Source organism: Streptomyces sp. NPDC003284, from assembly GCF_053589675.1.
The window spans coordinates 88055-105484 of record NZ_JBSFSI010000004.1; the positions used below are offsets into that span (position 1 = coordinate 88055).

Annotated in this window: 5 protein-coding genes; 1 reads left to right on the forward strand and 4 read right to left on the reverse strand. The window is 74.8% G+C overall.

Annotated features, from left to right (window positions below):
• Nucleotides 1-8: 8 nt before the first annotated feature.
• The 4 genes from ACWDYF_RS10450 to ACWDYF_RS10465 are packed head-to-tail and all read right to left on the reverse strand — an operon-like array spanning nucleotide 9 to nucleotide 15578.
• Nucleotides 9-2153 (reverse strand): Gfo/Idh/MocA family oxidoreductase, encoded by a 2145-nt coding sequence (locus ACWDYF_RS10450; RefSeq protein WP_389467596.1) that lies wholly within the window; start codon nucleotides 2151-2153, stop codon nucleotides 9-11.
• Complete coding sequence (locus tag ACWDYF_RS10455) at nucleotides 2150-3301, reverse strand: saccharopine dehydrogenase NADP-binding domain-containing protein (protein ID WP_389467598.1); 1152 nt, start codon at nucleotides 3299-3301, stop codon at nucleotides 2150-2152. Before ACWDYF_RS10455 ends, ACWDYF_RS10450 begins: the two co-directional genes overlap by 4 nt.
• A complete protein-coding gene (locus ACWDYF_RS10460) occupies nucleotides 3298-8859 on the reverse strand; it encodes a non-ribosomal peptide synthetase (RefSeq protein ID WP_389467601.1) in 5562 nt (1853 codons plus the stop codon). Before ACWDYF_RS10460 ends, ACWDYF_RS10455 begins: the two co-directional genes overlap by 4 nt.
• Nucleotides 8856-15578, reverse strand: coding sequence for an amino acid adenylation domain-containing protein (locus ACWDYF_RS10465; RefSeq protein ID WP_389467604.1), 6723 nt, complete (start codon nucleotides 15576-15578; stop codon nucleotides 8856-8858). Before ACWDYF_RS10465 ends, ACWDYF_RS10460 begins: the two co-directional genes overlap by 4 nt.
• Before the next feature lie 179 nt (nucleotides 15579-15757).
• Here ACWDYF_RS10465 and ACWDYF_RS10470 point away from each other — a divergent pair, with 179 nt between their 5' ends.
• Entirely contained in the window at nucleotides 15758-17422 is a 1665-nt protein-coding gene (locus tag ACWDYF_RS10470; protein WP_389467607.1) for a (2,3-dihydroxybenzoyl)adenylate synthase, read from the forward strand.
• Nucleotides 17423-17430 lie beyond the last annotated feature (8 nt).

Sequence of the window (17430 nt, forward strand, 5' to 3'; positions counted from 1 at the left end):
GGAGGCTCCTAGCCGTCGGTGGAGGTGAAGGTGGTGGAGGTGGTGGAGGAGGGGAGGAGGGGGCTGGTGCGCGGGGTGTCCCGGGATGCCGGGACGACGCCCGGAGCGCCGGGACCGTCCGGAGCACTGAGATCGTCCGGAGCGCCGGGACCGTCCGGAGCGTTCCGTGCGCGCGGCACCTGCGGTCCGACGGGCGGGCCGGACGTGTCCGGTGTGCGGGTGAGCACGGCCAGCGGGGGTGCTCCGGGCCGGGTGGGCAGGGTGCGTGCGGTCATGCCGGACTCGGCGACGACGTCCTTGAGCCCGAAGGGCTCCCAGCGGTAGGAGTCGTGGACCTCGCGTTCCGCCTGCGGGGCGCCGTCCCGGTGGACCCGCCAGGTGGAGTGCAGGCGCATCACGCCGTTCTCCGCCTCGTCCGGTGCGCCGCCGAACCACCACTCGTAGCGTCGGCGTCCGGCGGTCGCGGTGGCGAGCCGGGTCTCGGGCAGCGTCGTCGGCTCCTCGAACTGCATGAGTTCGACGATCACGAGCCCGCCGGGCACGAGTCGCCGGGTCACCCGCCGCCACAGCCTGGCCCGCCCCTCGGCGTCGAGGTGGCCGAGGACTCCGCAGAGCAGCACGGCGCTGATCCGGTCGGGAAGATCGAGGTCGGGGGCGGCGTCCGCGGTGACGGTCACCCGGGTCCGCAGGTCCTCGTCGCTGAACACCCTGCTGGTGAGCACGGCGCGCATGCCGGCCGACGGTTCGCAGGCGATGATCTCCGCGTCCGGCCGGGCCCTGGCGACCGCCTCCGTCAGCAGACCGGTGCCGGCGCCGATGTCCACCACCGGCCCGCTGCCGAGGTCGGCGTCGGCCAGGAGCGCGGCCACGGCCGGGGCGCTCGCGGTCGCGGTGTGCCCGGCGGCGACGAGGTCGAAGAACTCGGCCGACGGGGAGTACGCGGCGGCGTCCGGCGGCCGGGCCGAGGCCGCTTCCGGTACGGGGCGGGCCGGCGCCCCGGCGGCGCCGGGACCCGGCGCGGCCGGGGCGCCGGGAGGCGGGGACGGCTCGGGGCGGGGCTGCCGGGACCGCTCCCGCGCGGGGAAGACGTCGCTCACCGCGAGGGGGCGCGGTGTGCCCGGCCGGACGATCTCGGGAGGCCCCAGCCGGGCCGCGAGATCGGTCCAGATGCGGCACACGGCCAGCTCGTACTGGCCCGCGCGCAGCGCGTCGCCGCCCTGCGCGACCGCGTCCCGCAGCCCGTCGAGCGCGCTGCCGATCGCTTCCGGCCACAGGTCGGAGAAGACGGTGCGGAAGGGGCCCGTGCTCCCGACCACCGCCGTGGTCCCGAGTCCCAGGCTGCCGGTGCCGGGGCCGTCCAGGACGAAGCGCCGGCCGGTGTCGCGCCCGATGTGCAGCCGGGGGCTCCACAGGACGGGCCCGTGGGTGTCGGCGAGGGTGAGGACCCCGCCCTCCGTGCCGAGGGCGATCCGGTGCCAGTGCAGGGCGTGGTTGTCCCGGTCGGACGGGTCGAGCTGGTGGTGCACCCGCAGGGTGAGGGGTGCGCCGCCGAACACGCCGTGCAGGGAGCGGAACGGCTGGGGGCCGATGCCGGCGGGCAGCGGTGCCGGGTCCGCGAAGCGCCAGGGCCGCAGGGTGCCCATGGCCTGTCCGAGGATGTCCACCAGGGGGTGCATCAGATGGACCGGGGTGGCGGCGTCCAGGAAGAGCGGCCGCTGCCGTGCGACGAGCCGCCGGGCCGCCTCGATGAAGGAGCGGACCGGGGCGACGTGCGGGTAGTGGGTGTTGAGCCGGTACTGCACCCCTCGGCGGCGGGCGTGTCTGAGGTTGCCGGTCAACTCGGTGAGGTGCACGGGGTGTTCCTGGAGCACGTGGATGCCCCGGTCCATGAGCGCGCGGGCCAGGTCGGTTCCCGGTCCGCCCGAGATGGACGAACTCACCGCCACGCAGGCCGCGTCGATGTCGTCGGGGAGGTCGCCCGTGTCCGTGTGGTGGGGGACGCCCAGGCTGTCGGCGTACGCCCTGGAGGCTTCCGATCCCCGGCTCAGGAGGCCGGCCAGGGTGTATCCGGGGCGCCGCCGTACGGCTTCGGCGTAGAAGCGGCCGAAGTTGGTGCCGCAGACCAGCACACGCAGTGGTGTCGAGGCGCTCACAGGACCCCCTCCTCCTGCTGCCCGGCCCCGGCGGCCGTCCCGGTGAGCCGGAGGTCGGCGGCCCCGCGGGAGCGCAGGTGCCGCACCACGGTGTCCGGGTCCAGCACGTCGCAGGCGAAGTGGACGCCCGCCGGGACCCGGCCCCGCAGCACCGCGTCCACCGCCAGGGCTCCTACGGCGCCGGTGAGCCGGTAGCTGCTGGCCGCGCGCAGGGTCAGTCCGGCGGTGGCGGGCGTTCCTGACGCGGTGCCCGACAGCGCGAAGTCCATGACGTAGTAGGGCTTGCGCCCGGCCAGGTCGAGGTCGGCGGCGAGGATCAGCCGCTCCGCCAGCCGGTCCCGGTCCTCTCCGGCCGCGAGGCGGGCGGGCAGGAGGCCGAGCAGGGCGCGTACGGCGGGGCCGGGGTGGACGTTGTACCAGTCGAGCCGGTCGACGCCCAGGCCGGCGGCGAGGCGTTCGCTCTCGCCGCTGAGGTAGGGCTGTACGGCGACCCGGCCGGGGAACGCCGGGTGCGCGGTGTCCTCGTCGGTGCGCAGGGCGCGCGGCACGCGGCGGCCGCCGCGGACGGCCGCCAGGGCCTCGCCGAAGGCCGCGCCGCCCGCGCCGCCCGAGCTGAGGGAGAGCATCAGGTCGTGCGCCACCGTCGGCGAACAGGGCTCCAGGCCCCCGCAGTGCGCGGTCAGCGCGGCGACGCGTTCCAGGCCCTGTCCGGCCAGCCAGCGGGGCAGCAGGCTGGACAGACCGGGCAGGGCGCCCGCGGACAGGACGACCGTGCGGGCGTCGCGGGCGGGATCGCCGCCGTCGAGGAGGTCCTCGGCGGCCGGGTCGTCGCCGGCCACGTCGACGCAGTGCGCGCCGGCGCCGAGTGCCGCGGACGCCACGGTGGCGCGGAGCCGGTAGGTGGGGCCGGCGCAGTTGAGGACGATGTCGCAGCCCTCGGTGAAGGCGCGCAGACCGTCCGGTGCGGTGGCGTCGGCCCGGACCGTCTCGTCGTGGCCGCCGGGGCCGTCCGCGGCGACCTCGCGCAGGGCCGACGCGGTGCGGCCGCCCAGCCGCAGACCGCTGTGGCCGAGGGCGCGCAGTTCGCGTACGGCGGCCCGGCCGACCGCGCCGGAGGCGCCCAGGACCCCGATCACGGGCGTGGTCATCGGGTGATCGCCCCCTCGGTCAGCTCGGCGAGGGTCTTGAGGATGCCGGGCGCGTGTTCGACGGACAGGCAGCTGTAGTGGTCGCCGCCGATGTCGACGATGTCCAGGTCGCCCAGGGTGAGTTCCTCCCAGTAGGCGGTGACGGCGTCCTTGCTGCCCGGGAAGGGGTACGCGCCGTCGTGGCGCAGGAAGGTGATGTCTCCGGCGTAGGGCTCGGCGTCGTAGCGGGTGATGGCGAAGACGCTCTGCCGGAAGGCGAGGAAGAGCCGGGTCATGTGGTCGGGTTCGTAGGTGCCGGCCGACGCGGGCACCGCCTCGCACATCCGCGCGATGCGGGTGGCGCGGGGGATCCCGGCCAGTTCCCGGAAGCGTCCCGCGACGTCCGCGAACTCCTCGGGCAGCGCGGCGAGTCCGCCGTCCGGCAGGACGCCGGGTCCGGCGGCCAGGACCGCGTCGGCCGCCGCGGCCACCCGGTACTGGTCGTCCGGGAAGCCGAGGTCGGCCGGGTCGATGCCCATCATGACGGCGAAGGAGTACTCGGCGAGGAGTTCGTCGTCGAGCCGGAAGCGGGGGCTGTGGCTGCTGATGACGGTGAGGCTCTCCACCTCCGCCCCGGACTCGGCGAGGTTGCGGGCCACCTCGGTGGCGATCAGACCGCCCAGGCAGTAGCCGACGACGTGGAAGCGGCCGCGGCCGTCGGCGGTCAGGGCGCGGGCGTAGTCGGCCGCCAGCTGCTCGATGAGTCCCTCCGGCGGGGCGGCGAGGAATCCGTCCAGGTCCGGGACCTCCACGCCCACGACCTCGGCGAGGCCCGGCGAGCGGCGCCGGATCTCGGTGACCAGCGCCCGGTACGGCATGATCGTCGCGGTTCCGGCGTGGACCAGGACGGTGGTGGGCTCGTCGTCAGAGCGGGCGCCGTGCAGGTGGATCACCGGGTCCGTGCGTACGGCACCGGCGGCCGGTGCGTCCTCGGTGCCCGCGAGCCCGCGCAGGAACGCGGCGAGCCCGGCGACCGTCGGGCGGCGCAGCATGTGGCGCAGCACGACCTCCCACTCCAGGTCGGCGGCGCGCGGTACGCGTTCCCGCAGCCGCCCCACCATGCGGGCGACGAGGAGCGAGTCGCCGCCGAGGTCGAAGAAGTCGTCGTCGCGGGTGACGCGCTCCACCGCGAGGAGCTGCGACCACAGCTCGGCGAGGCCGGTCTCCAGGTCGTCCATGGGCTGCTCGTCCACGACGGCGGCCGGGCCGCTCTCGCGGGGCAGCCAGTCCCGCAGGCGGGCACGGTCGGTCTTTCCGTTGGCCGTGCGGGGCAGGCGGTCGACGACCTGCCACACCGAGGGGAGCATGTACTCCGGGAGCCGGGTGGCCGCCGTGCGGGCCAGTTCGCCCACGGGAACGTGATGGCGGTCGTCCTTCAGGGTGGCGAGGAAGACCTCCTGGCCGGTCACGGCCAGCGCCTCCCGGGCGCCGGGCAGTGAGGTGACCTCGGACGCGCCGTGCGCGTCGAGGAGTTCACGCCACTGCGCGTGGGTGAGGAAGGACTGCCCGGTGTGCGCGCGCACATCGGTCCAGGTCCGTCCCGCGACTTCGAGGAACTCCATGGAGACCAGCAGCGGCAGGTTCTCGTCGCGGGTGTTCTCCACGAACACGAGCTGCCCGCCCGGCACCAGCAGTTCCCGCAGCCGGCCCACGGCCGCGTCCGTGTCGGCGGCGGCGTGCAGGGTGTTGGCGCAGATCACCACGTCGAAGGTGTGGGGCAGCAGGTGCTGGGCGCGCGGGTCCTCGTCGACGTCGAAGCGCTGGCAGCGGACCCAGGAGTGGTCGGCGAAGCGCTCGCGGGCCTCGTTCAGGAAGAACGCGGAGGCGTCCGTGAACAGGTAGTCGACGCCGTACTCGGCGAGGACGGGCACCAGTTCGCCCGTGGTGCCGCCGACGCCGCCGCCCACCTCCAGCACGCGCAGCCGCTCCTCGCCGGTGTGGCCCGCGGCGATCTCGCGCAGCGCGGCGGCCACCGCGTGGTTGAGGTGCCGGATGGCGAGGTTGTCGCGGTAGGCGGCGTCGGCGGCCTCGGTCGCCGCGCCGGGGAAGAGCAGTTCCCGGATGCCCGCCTCCCCGGAGACCAGGTGGGGCAGCCGCTCGGCGCAGGTCCGCATGACGGTGAGCAGTTCGGTGCTCCAGCCGACCTCGTGTTCCAGCTCCGCGGCCCGCCGCCAGGCGTGTTCCGCCTCGCTGTCCGGGACGGTGACGAGACGGGTGTAGGTGTTGTCGCGGGAGCGGTGGGTGAGGCGGCCGCGTGCCGCCAGGGCGCGCAGCCATCGCCGCACGATGTGCCGGTGGCGGGGCGTGGCGCGCAGTGCCGTGCCCACCTCCTCCGCCGTGCGCGCCGCGCCGTCCGCGAACGCTCCGCAGGCGTCGAGGACGCGGGCCATCTCGGCGAGGGCCACGTCGTCGAGGGCGGCCAGGAACTCCGTGAGCCGTGCGGCGTCGACGGCCGCCGAGGCTTCCCGTACGGCGTCGGCCGCGGCCGCGCGCGCCTGTGACCGCGTCGCCGCCGGGGTTCCGGCACGGTCGGCGTCCGTGTCCGCCGTGCCGTCCTTGCGGGCCGTCTCCACGTACGCGGCGAGGCGCCGGCCTCCGGCCGCGGAGTCGTCGACGATGACGGCGCCCGCCGCGACCCGGGGGTGGGCCTGTACGGCGGCCTCGACCTCGGCCAGTTCGACCCGGTAGCCGCGGATCTTGACCTGGGCGTCCTGGCGGCCCAGGAACTCGATGGTGCCGTCGGGGAGGTACCGTCCGAGATCGCCGGTGCGGTAGAGCCGCTCTCCGGTGGCGGGGTCGGTGAGGAACCGCTCCGCGGTGCGGCTCTCGTCGCCGAAGTAGCCGAGGGCGACACCGGCGCCGCCGATGTACAGCTCGCCCGGGACCCATTCGGGCCGTGGGCGCAGCTGCCGGTCGAGCACGGCGAACGTCTGGTTGGTCAGGGGCGTGCCGTACGGGATGCTCGGGCGTGCGGTGTCCACCTCGCCGATCGGATGGGCGATGGACCAGATGGACCCTTCGGTCGCGCCGCCGAGGGAGACGATCTCCAGGCCGGGGAGGATGTCGCGGGCCTGGTCCGGCAGGGCGACCGGTATCCAGTCGCCGGATATCAGGGCCAGACGCAGCGAGGCGCCGTCCGTGGGGGGCTCGGAGCGCAGCCAGTCGCACAGCATGTGGAGCTGGCCGGGTACGGAGTTCCACACCGTGACGCCGAGGTCGCGGACCAGTTCGGCCCAGTGGGAGGGGTCGCCGCGCCGGTCGGCGTGGGGCAGGACGAGGGTGGCGCCGACGGCGAGCGGTCCGAACAGGTCGTAGACGGAGAGGTCGAAGCCGAGTCCCGCGATGCCGAGGACGCGGTCGTGCTCGGTGAGGGTGAAGCGGCGGTTGATGTCCTCGACCGTGTTGAGGGCGGCCCGGTGGCTGATCATCACGCCCTTGGGTGTGCCGGTGGAGCCCGAGGTGTAGATGATGTACGCGAGGTCGTCCGGGTGGCGCCGCGTTCCGTGCGCACCGGGTGCGGCCGCAGTGTCCTCGGGGAGCAGGTCGACGGCGAGTGCCGTGACGTCGTCCGGGAGGTCGTCGATGTCGGCGAGCCAGGACTGGGTGAGGACCGTGCGGACGCCCGCGTCCGCGATGATCGTGTCCCGGCGGGCCGGTGGCTGGGCGGTGTCGATGGGCAGATAGGCACCGCCCGCCATGAGGGTGCCGAAGACGGCGACGACCTGCTCCCAGCCCTTGTCCGCCCAGATCGCCACGGGTTCTCCGGGGCGCAGTCCGGACGCGGTCAGCGTCTCGGCGAGAGCGCTCGCCCGGGTCACGAGCTGCCGGTAGGTGAGGGCCAGTTCGGAGGTGCGGACCGCGACGGCGTCCGGTGTGGCCTGGGCCTGGGCGAGCACGGGTTCGTGCAGGAGGGCGTCCGGCAGGGGCCCCTCGGTCGCGTTGACCGCGTCGCGGCGCGCCGCCTGTTCCGCGGGGAGCGGGATGCCGGCCGGTGCGTCCCAGGCGGCGTCACCGGCCTCGCCCTCGGCCGCCAGGGCCCGTACGAGTGCCGTGTACGCCTCGAACATGGCGTCGGGCACCCCGTGGGCGAGCGCGCCCTCGCGGATGTCCCAGGACAGGCTGAGCGTGTCGCCGCGGTGCATGACCTGGCAGTCGAGCCACACCTGCGGGGTCCGGGTCACGGCGTACGTCACCTCGGGGGGTACGCCCTCGGAGGTGGCGCCGGTGCCGAGGGCGCTGGTGAAGACGACCGGCATCAGCACCGGGGCGCCTGCCCTGCGGGACAGCTCGGCGAGCACCTCGGAGCCGGTGAACAGGGGATGCGCGAGGTCGTCGAGGAGCTGTTCCCCGACCAGGCGCGTGCGCTCCGCGAAGGCGGCGGGGTGCTCCAGGTCCACGGCGAGCAGTTCGAGCGTGGTGAAGTCGCCGACGAGGCGGCCGGTGTCCTCGTGCGGGCCGGGCCGGTCCACCGTGGGCACGTTGAGCGTGAACCGGCTGGTGCGCGACCAGCGGCCGACCGTCTCGGCGTACGCGGTGAGCAGCACCGTGGAGAGGGTCAGTCCGCGCCGCGCGGCCCGTTCGGTGAGGCGGTCCCGGTCGGCCGCGGGCAGCAGGACCTCCAGCCTGCGGAAGGTCACCGGCTCCGCGGGAGCCGGAGTGCGGGCCGCCTCCGCCGGGCCGCCGACGCCCGCTTCCCAGGCTTCGGCGAGGGGCAGTTCGGGTGCGGGCGGCAGGGTGTCGAGCCGTTCGGTCCAATAGGCGCGGTCGCGGGTGTGCGCGGCGGTACCGACGAGAGCGCGGCGGGCCAGGACGTGGTCGCGGAAGGTGATCCGAGGTGCTTCGGAGAGGGGTTCGCCGCCGTAGCTGCGCCGGAACTCGGCGAGCAGGATGCGCAGACTGGCGTGGTCGGCGACCAGCATGTCGAAGGAGAGGTGGAGCACGGCCCGCTGTGCGGTGCGGCTCACGTGCACCTCGAAGAGCGGCCACCGGTCGGTGGGCGCCTCGCGTGCGGACAGCCGCGCACGGGTGCGCTGCACCTGCGCCTCGGCGGCGGCCGGGGCCAGGGCGGTCAGGTCGTCGGCCTCGACGGCGAGGGCGGGCACGTCGGCCAGGACCTGCTGGTAGCCGTCGTGGTGGACGATCGCGCGGAGCATGTCGTGCCGCCGGACCAGTTCCCGCCAGGAGGCGGTGACGCGGTCCACGTCCAGGTCGGGGTGTTCCAGTTCGACGTAGGCGTGGCAGCCGACACCGCCGTAGGCGTAGGCGTCGGTGCGGCCGATCAGGTAGGCGGCCTGGATGTCCGTCAGCGGGAAGGGTTTGTGGCGGCCTTCCGGGTCGGCCCGCAACGCCGGTTCCTCCGCTGCCAGATGGCGCAGGACGGCTTCCTTGTGGGTGCGCAGTTCGGCCCGGTGCGCGTCGGTGAGGCGGCCCTGGGGGGCGCGGAAGCGCAGTTGTCCGTCCTCGGCCCACAGCACCACGCCCTCGTCGGCGTAACGGGCCAGCAGTTCAGCGATGTTCACAGCTCTCCGGTCTCGTAGGCGGTCCCGTGGGCCGCGAGCGTTCGGGTGATGTCCGCGGCGAGCGCGGCGACGGTCGGTGCGGCGAAGAAGCGCCGGGCGGGCACGGCGGCCCCGAGGCGGCGCTCGATCGCGGTGAGCAGGCGCAGGGCGGTGAGGCTGTCGCCGCCCGCGGTGAAGAAGTTGGCGTTGCGGTCGGGTGTCCAGTGCGGCAGGTGCTCGCTCCACAGGGCGGCGAGGGCCGACTCGGTGCCGCCGTGCGGCGGTTCGGCCGCGGCGGGCACCGTCTCCGGTCCCGCCAGGGCGGCCAGGGCTGTCCGGTCGACCTTGCCGTTCGCGGTGAGCGGCAGGGCCGGCAGCAGCTGGATGCGGGAGGGGACCGCGTAGCCGGGCACACGCTCGGCCAGCAGGGCGAGGAGGCTCTCGGTGAGGCCGGGGTCCGCCGGGGGTGTACCGGGCGCGACGGCACCGGCGTGCTCCGCGTGCGCGGGCTCGTGCGGTACGGCGAAGGTGGCCAGGCGCTTCGCGGTGCGCTCCCCCACGGCCACGACGGCGGCTCGGGCGACGGCCGGGTGGGACTCCAGCGCGGCCTCGATCTCACCGGCCTCGATGCGGTGGCCCGCGATCTTCAACTGGCTGTCGAGGCGGCCCAGGAACTCCAGCAGGCCGTCTCCCCGGAACCGGCCCAGGTCGCCGGTCCGGTACCAGCGCCGCCCGTCCTGTTCGACGAACTTCTCGGCGGTGCGGGCCGGGTCGGCCAGATAGCCGCGGGCCAGTCCCGCACCGCCGATCCACAGTTCGCCGGGCGTCCAGTCGGGGCAGTCCCGTCCGTCCCGGCCGACGACGCGGTAGTGCTGCCCGGTCAGGGGACGTCCGTAGGGGACGGAGACCCACCGGGGATCCAGCTCCTCGACGGTGAGCGTGTTGGACCAGACGGCGGCCTCGGTCGCCCCGCCCATGGCGACGAACACGCAGCGAGACGCGGTGCGTCGGCGCAGCCGGCCGGGGAGATCGAGGCCGATCCAGTCGCCGGAGACCAGTGCGGTCCGCAGCCCCGCGAGGCGTCCGCCCTCCGGCGTCTCCTGCTCGTCGGCGTCGAGGAGCAGGTCGAGCAGGGCCGGGACGGTGTTCCAGACGGTCACCCCGTGGCGGTCGAGCAGGCCGGGCCAGCGGGCCGGTTCACGGCGCTGGTCCTCGGTGGGCAGCAGGAGGGAGCCGCCCGCGCCGAGCAGCCCGAAGAGGTCGTACACGGACAGGTCGAAGTCCAGTGCGGACAGGGCGAAGACCCGGTCGTCCGCGCCGATGCCGTGCCGGGCGTTGATGTCCGCGATCGTGTTCCAGGCGGCCGCGTGACTGATCTGCACCCCCTTGGGCGCACCGGTGGAGCCCGAGGTGAAGATGGTGTAGGCGAGCGCTTCGGGAGACGGATCCGCCGGTGCGGCGAGCGGCTCGTGGCCCTGGGTGTCCGTGACGGACAGGGTGCGGGGAGCCGTTCCCGCCGCGGCGGGCCAGTCGCCCAGGACGACGTCGAAGGCGGCGGTGGCGCGCACCCGCTCCCGTCGTGCGGCGGGCTGTTCGAGGCTCAGCGGTACGTAGGCGGCACCGGCCGCGAGGACACCGAGGACCGCGGCGACCTGTTCCGGTCCCTTGGGCAGGGTCACCGCGACCAGGTCGCCCGGAGCCACACCGGCGTCACCGAGCGCGGCGGCCGTGCGCAGTGCCCGGTCGGCGAGGGCTCCGTACGTCACCTCCTGCCCCGCGGTGGTGACGAGGGCGGTCCGGCCGGGGGCCCTCCTCGCGTGGGCGAAGAACGCCGCGTGCAGCGGGCGCGGGACCACCGGTTCCAGGGCGGCCTCCCGGGCGGCGGCGGCCCGCCGTTCGAGATGGGCGGCGGGCACCAGGCCGGGCAGCGGCGCCTCCCAGTCACCGGCGACGACATGGCGCAGCAGCCTCTCGTAGGCGCCGGACATCGCGTCCAGCACCCCCTCGGGGAAGAGGTCCTCGACGGCGTCCCAGGTGACGACCAGGTTCCCGGACTCCTCGGTGACCTGGTTGTCCAGGCACACCTGCGGGGACTGCGAGATGCCCCAGACCTTCGCGGGGAAGCCGGTGCCCGCTCCGGCCAGCGTCGCGTCACCGACGCCGATGGCGCTGGTGAACACCACGGGCGCGGCGGCGTCCACGGTGCCCGTCCGGCGGCCGAACTCCCTCAGCAGCCAGTCGGCCGGGACGTCCAAGTGGTCCAGGTCCTCGGCCTGGCGGCGTTGCAGTGCCAGGGCGGCCGCCGCCCAGGACGCGCCCTCGCGGCGGTGCCCCGCCGGGGAGAGGGTGGTGAAGTCACCGAGCACCCGGTGGATGTGCGGGTGGACGTCACGGCGGTCGAAGAGGGTGAGCGTGACGGTCACCGCGTCCGTCCCGCTCCAGGTCTCCAGCACCTCCGCGTACAGGGCCAGCAGGACGGTGGACGGGGTGAGGCCGTGCCGGGCGGCCCGGCGTTTGACGGTCTGCCAGTCCTCGGCGGGCAGGCTCAGCCGGCGCCGGGTGAAGACGGGTGCGTCGAGGGTGGCCGGGTCCCGGTCGAAGGGCAGGGACGGCGGGGGCGGGAGTTCGGCCAGCCGCTCCCGCCAGTGGGCGCGGGCCCGCTCGGCCGCCTCCGGATCGGCGGGCAGCCCAGTCAGGTAGTCGCGGAACGACACGTCGAGGGGCGGCAGTTCGTGCCCGGGGTCGGCGTAGAGCGCGTTCAGTTCGGCGTAGAGCGTGGTGATGGAGAGGGCGTCGAGGACCAGGTAGTCCAGGCCGATGCCGACGCGGGTGCGTGCGGCGCCGCCGTCGTGGTGGCGCACCGCCCCGATCGCGAAGAGGGGCCATCGGGCGGGGTCGCGCACCTGCCGGGACAGGCGGGCGCGCAGCGCGGCCAGCGCCTCGGTGGCGTCGTCGGCCGGGACGTCCGCCACCGGTATGCGTACGGGCGGTACGTCGGGCAGGACGCGCTGGTGTCCGTCCTCCACGACCGCGCGGAGCATGCCGTGCCGCCGGACGAGGGTGTTCCAGGCGCGCTCCAGTCGGCCGAGGTCGACGTCTGTACCGTCGAACTCGGTGTAGTGCCAGGTGCCGACGCCGCCGAGGGTGAGACGGGGGTCGCGGCCGGTGTGGTAGGCGGCCTGGACGTCCGTGAGCGGGAAGGGCTCGTGGGCGCGGTCCGGGTCGGGCACGAGGACCGGCGCGGCGGCCGGTGCGGGCTGTGCGCCGGTGGCGGCGCGGGGGTGCAGCGTCTCGCAGAAGTGCTCCAGCACGGGGCGGGCGAAGAGGTCGGCCACGCGGGCGGCGGGGAACCCGGCGGCGCGCAGCCGGCCGATCATCCGGGTGGCGACGAGCGAGTCCCCGCCGAGCAGGAAGAAGCTGCTCTCCCGGCCCACTTCGGGCACGCCGAGCAGCTCGGCCCACTGGGCCGCCACCGCGGTCTCCACCGGTCCGAGCGGTGCCGTGGTGCGGGGGCTGTCGTCCCCGGCCGCCTCGGTCAGCGCCCGGCGCACGGCCGCCCGGTCCAGCTTGCCGTTGGCGGTCAGCGGCAGGTCGCGCAGGACGAGCAGGCGTTCGGGGACCATGTGGGCGGGGAGCCGCCGCGCCGCCCGCAGGCGCACCCGGCCGGGATCGGGTGCCGCGCCGGGGGCGGACACGGCGGCGGCGAGGTGCCGTACGGGTGTGTCGAGGACGCAGGCGACCGCGTGCAGCACGGCGGGGTCGTCCTCCAGGGCGGACTCGACCTCGCCGAGTTCGATCCGGTGACCGCCGATCTTCACCTGGTGATCGGCGCGGCCGAGGAACTCCAGTACGCCGTCGGGCCGGTAGCGGGCCAGGTCACCGCTGCGGTACCAGCGTTCGCCGTCGTGCTCGACGAAGCGTTCGGCGGTGCGTCCGGGGTCGGCGCGGTAGCCGTCGGCCACACCGGGCCCGCCGATCCACAGCTCGCCGGGGACGAGGTCCGGGCAGTCGCGTCCTCGTCCGTCCACGACCCGGGCCCGCATGTTGCGCAGCGGCACACCGTAGGGGACGGACTTCCAGGCGGGGTCGGTCTCCTCGACCTCGAACACCGTGGAGTGGACGGCGGCCTCCGTCATGCCGCCGAGTGCCACGAAACGGCAGCCGGGCACGAGGGCGCGCAGCCTGCGGGGCTGGTCGAGGCCGATCCAGTCCCCGCCGAGCAGCACCATGCGCAGGGAGTCGCCGAGGCCGTCGTCCTCCCCGGCGGCCATCAGCAGGTCCAGCAGGGCGGGCACGCACTGCACCAGTGTCACGCCGTGCGCGCGCACCAGACGGGCCCAGTGATGGGCGTCCCGGCGGTGCTCCTGTCCGACGGCCACCACCTGGCCGCCGAGCGACAGCGGGGTGAAGATGTCCCAGGTGGCGAGGTCGAAGTCGAGCGCGGAGAGCGCGAGGACACGGTCCGCGGGGCCGAGGCCGAGCTGCTCCTCCATCGCCTCGACCGTGTTGACGATGGCGCGGTGCGGCACCTCGACGCCCTTGGGCAGTCCGGTGGAGCCGGAGGTGAACAGCACGTAGGCGGGCAGGTCCGGGTCCGGCCGGACGACGGGGGCGGGCTCGTGCGTCCCGGCGTCCTCCAGGAGCAGCACCGGGGTTCCGGAGACCTCCGCGCAGAGCGGCGCGTGCTCCCGGTCGGTGAGCACGGCGCGGGCACCGGCCACGGAGTGGATGCGTGCGCGGCGCACGGTGGGCTGTTCGACGCCGACGGGGGCGTACGCGGCGCCAGCGGCCAGGATGCCGAGGACGGCGGTGATCTGGCCGGCGCCCTTGGGCAGGGTCAGCGCGACGGTGTCGCCCTCGCGCACGCCGTGGGCGCGCAGCAGCGCGGCGATCCTCCGGGCGGTGTCGGCGGCTTCCCCGTAGGTGAGGGTGCCGCCGCCGGTGCCGACGACCGCGACACGGTCCGGCTCGGTCTCGGCGAGCCGGAAGAAGCGGGTGTGCAGGGCGCGGTCCGGAACGGGCGCGGGCGGCAGCGCCGCCACCGCGCGCCCCGGCAGGACGTCGGGGGCGAGCAGGCCGTCCACCGGCCGGGCCCAGGTGCCGGGGTCCGTGATCAGACGGGTGACGAGGCCGCGGTAGGCGTCGAACGCGGCGTCGGGCACTCCGGCCTCGAACACGCCGTCCCTGACGTCCCAGTTGAGGAGGAGGCCGCCGTCGAGTTCGGTGACCTGGGCGTCCAGGAAGACCTGGGGGCCCTGGGAGATGATCCAGGAGGGGCGGCCGAAGGACTTCTGGACGTCCTGTCCGAAGATCTCGCCCAGTCCGATGGCGCTGGTGTAGACGACCGGCGCCAGCACCGGGGCGCCCTCGGCGCGCGCGAGGTCGCGCAGGACCTCGACGCCGCCGTACGCGCCGTGGGAAATGCCTTCCTGGAGGCGTTCCTGAAGGCCGCGGGCCTGCCGGGAGAACGGCAGGGACGCGCTCATGTCCGTGTCGAGCAGGACCGAGCTGCTGAAGTCCCCGACCAGAGCGGCCACGTCCGGGGTGAACAACTCCCGGTCGAACAGCGGGAGGTTGAGCAGGAAGCGCCGGCTGTCGCTCCAGGCGGCGACGACCTCGGCGAAGGCGGTGGCGAGGGCGGCGGCGGGGGTGATGCCGTGCCGTCGTGCGGCGTCGATCAGGGCCGCCTTGTCGGCGGGGTCCAGCCAGTGGTGCAGACGGCGCGAGCGGGTGAGCGCGGTGTCGGCGGCGCCGACCGGGGTCAGCGGGTCGACGGTGGTCGGCAGGCGCGGTGCGCGGGGCAGCTCCGGCAGGCGCTCGCGCCACCAGGCCGCGTGCCGCTCGCGTTCCGCCTTCCGGCGGGCGTCGTGCTCGGCGAGGTAGGTGCGGTAGTCGAGGCCGAGCGCGCGGGGCCGGTCGTCGGGGCAGTCGTAGAGGCGGCGCAGGTCGGACAGGAGGACGCGCAGGCTCAGGGCGTCCCCGGCCATCATGTCCAGGCCGATCTGGAGCCGGGTCCCTCCGCCGGGGAGCAGGCACAGGGCCGCGCGGAAGACGTCGCCGGAGGTGATGTCGGGGCGGGCGTGGGTGTTGCGCTCGCGCAGCAGCGCCAGCTCGGCCTCGGCGTCCTGCGGAGCGCGCTCCCGCAGGTCGTGGATGGTGAGGGGGGATCCCGGCGGGCCGAAGCGCTGTCTTCCCTCCTCGTCGAAGACGGCCCTCAGCATGCCGTGCCGGAGCACGAGGGCGCGCAGGGCGGCGCCGAGCCGTTCGGGGTCGACCCCGTGGCCGTCGAGCTCGACGTAGAAGTGCGCGGCGACGCCGCCGAGCGGCTGGCCGTCCTGGCGTCCGATCCAGTAGGCGTGCTGCATCGTCGCCAGCGGGAAGGACTCCGCCGGTTCGTCGTCGGTGGACGCCTGGAGCGCGGTGGCCTGACGACCGGTCGGCGCGTGCGGCGCGGGTGCCTCGGCGGGGTGCTCCCGTCCGAGCAGGGCCGTCCAGGCGCCGAGGGTCGGGGTGCGGGTCAGCTCCTGGAAGGTGACCGTGCTGCCCGCGCGCCGCCACGCACCGGCCAGGGACATCAGCATCAGTGAGTCGAGGCCGAGTTCGAAGAGGTCCCGGTCGCCGTCCAGCTCGTGCGGCGCCGTCTCCAGCGCGTGTGCCACCGCTTCACGTACGGCGTCCGGCGCGAAGAGGGACCGCTCGCCTTCCGCTGTCCGCGCCGGGACGACTGCTTCGTCACTCACTGATGGGGCCTTCCGGTCTGAGGGGGCGGGTGGAGTGGCCGCGTCGGCGGCGGGGGTCCGTCCGAGGGACCGAACTCACCCTAGATTGAAATGATTTTCATTTCTATACTACGCATCGTAGTCACACAAGAGGTCGCGGCACCAGAGCCCGTGGTCCGGCAACGAGAGGCAGAACCCCCATGACCGAGACGGAACAGACCTGGTCCGAGGCGGAATCGGCGCGCTACCGGGCCGCCGGGCACTGGGAGGGGGTCACCTTCGGCGCACGCCTGCGCCGGGCGGCCGCCGCCCACGGGAGCCGTGTCGCCCTGGTCGACGGGGACCGCCGGTGGACCTACGCCGGCCTGGACGCCGAGGCCGACCGCGTCGCCCGCGGACTGCGCGGACTCGGCGTCGGACGGGGGGACCGCGTCGTGGTCCAGCTCCCCAACCGGGCCGAGTTCGTGCTCGTCTGGTTCGGGCTCCAGCGCCTCGGAGCGGTCCCGGTGCACGCCATGCCCGGCCACCGGCGCCGGGAGATCGGTCATCTGGTCCGCGTGTCGGAGGCGGTGGCCTGTGTGGTGCCCGACCGGCACGCACGGTTCGACCACCGTGCGCTGGTGCGCTCGGTGCGGGCGGAGAACGGGCCGGGCGGCTCGCCGCTGACCGTCGTCGTGGTCGGCGATCCCGGTCAGGAGGACGGATTCGTCTCCTTCGAGGCGCTGCGGGCGGCTGCTCCCTCCCCGCGCGGTCTCACCCCGCCGGACGCCCTGCCGGTGCCGGGTGCCGACGACGGCGGAGCGGACCCCGGCGACCTCGCCCTCCTGCTGCTGTCCGGCGGCACCACGGGCCTTCCCAAGCTCATCCCGCGCACCCACGACGACTACGCGTACAACGCCCGTGCGTGCGCCGAGGTCTGCGCCCTCGACGAGCGGACCGTCTGTCTGGCGGTGCTGCCGCTCGGGTTCAACTTCGCCTTCGCCTGCCCCGGTGTGCTCGGCACCCTCATGGCCGGCGGCACGGTCGTGGTCGCCCCGGACCCCAGCCCGCAGACGGCCTTCGCCCTCGTCGAGCGGGAGGGGGTGACCCTCACCTCCCTCACGCCTCCGCTCGTCCCCCACTGGATGGACGAGGCCGCCTCCGGTTCCTGGAACCTGGACAGCCTCGCCGTGGTGCAGGTCGGCGGGGCCCGGCTGCCGGAGGAGCAGGCCCGCAGGCTCGGCCCGGCGCTCGGGGTGACCGTGCAGCAGGTCTTCGGCATGGCGGAGGGGTTGATCAATCTCACGCGGCTCGACGATCCCGAGGACCTCGTCCACTCCACCCAGGGCCGTCCCGTCTCGCCGGACGACGAGATCCTGGTGGTGGACACCGACGGCAGGCCCGTGCCGGACGGGTCGGCGGGCGAACTGCTCACCCGGGGCCCGTACACGCTGCGTGGCTACTACCGCGCCGAGGAGCACAACCGCACGGCCTTCACCCCGGACGGCTACTACCGCACCGGCGACGTGGTGCGGCGGCTGCCGTCCGGGCACCTCGTGGTGGTGGGCCGGATCAAGGACCAGATCAACCGCGGGGGCGAGAAGATCGCCGCGGTCGAGGTGGAGGAGCAACTGCTCGCGCATCCGGCGATCACCGCGGCGGCGCTGGTGGGGGTGCCGGACGAGCGCAGGGGCGAGCGGACCGTCGCCTTCGTGGTCGGCGACGGCGAGGTTCCCGGCGTACGGGAGGTGGCCGCCCATCTGAAGGAGCGCGGACTCGCCGAGTACAAGGCGCCGGACGAGGTCGTCCGCGTGTCCGGCCTCCCGCTCACCGCGGTGGGCAAGGTCGACAAGGCCACGCTGGCACGGGAGTTGCCGCGCCGGTGACGCGCGGC

Coding starts and splice junctions, on each gene's coding strand:
- ACWDYF_RS10470 (WP_389467607.1), top strand. CDS start 15,758: ATGACCGAGACGGAACAGACCTGGTCCGAGGCGGAATCGGCGCGCTAC.
- ACWDYF_RS10455 (WP_389467598.1), bottom strand. CDS start 3,301: ATGACCACGCCCGTGATCGGGGTCCTGGGCGCCTCCGGCGCGGTCGGC.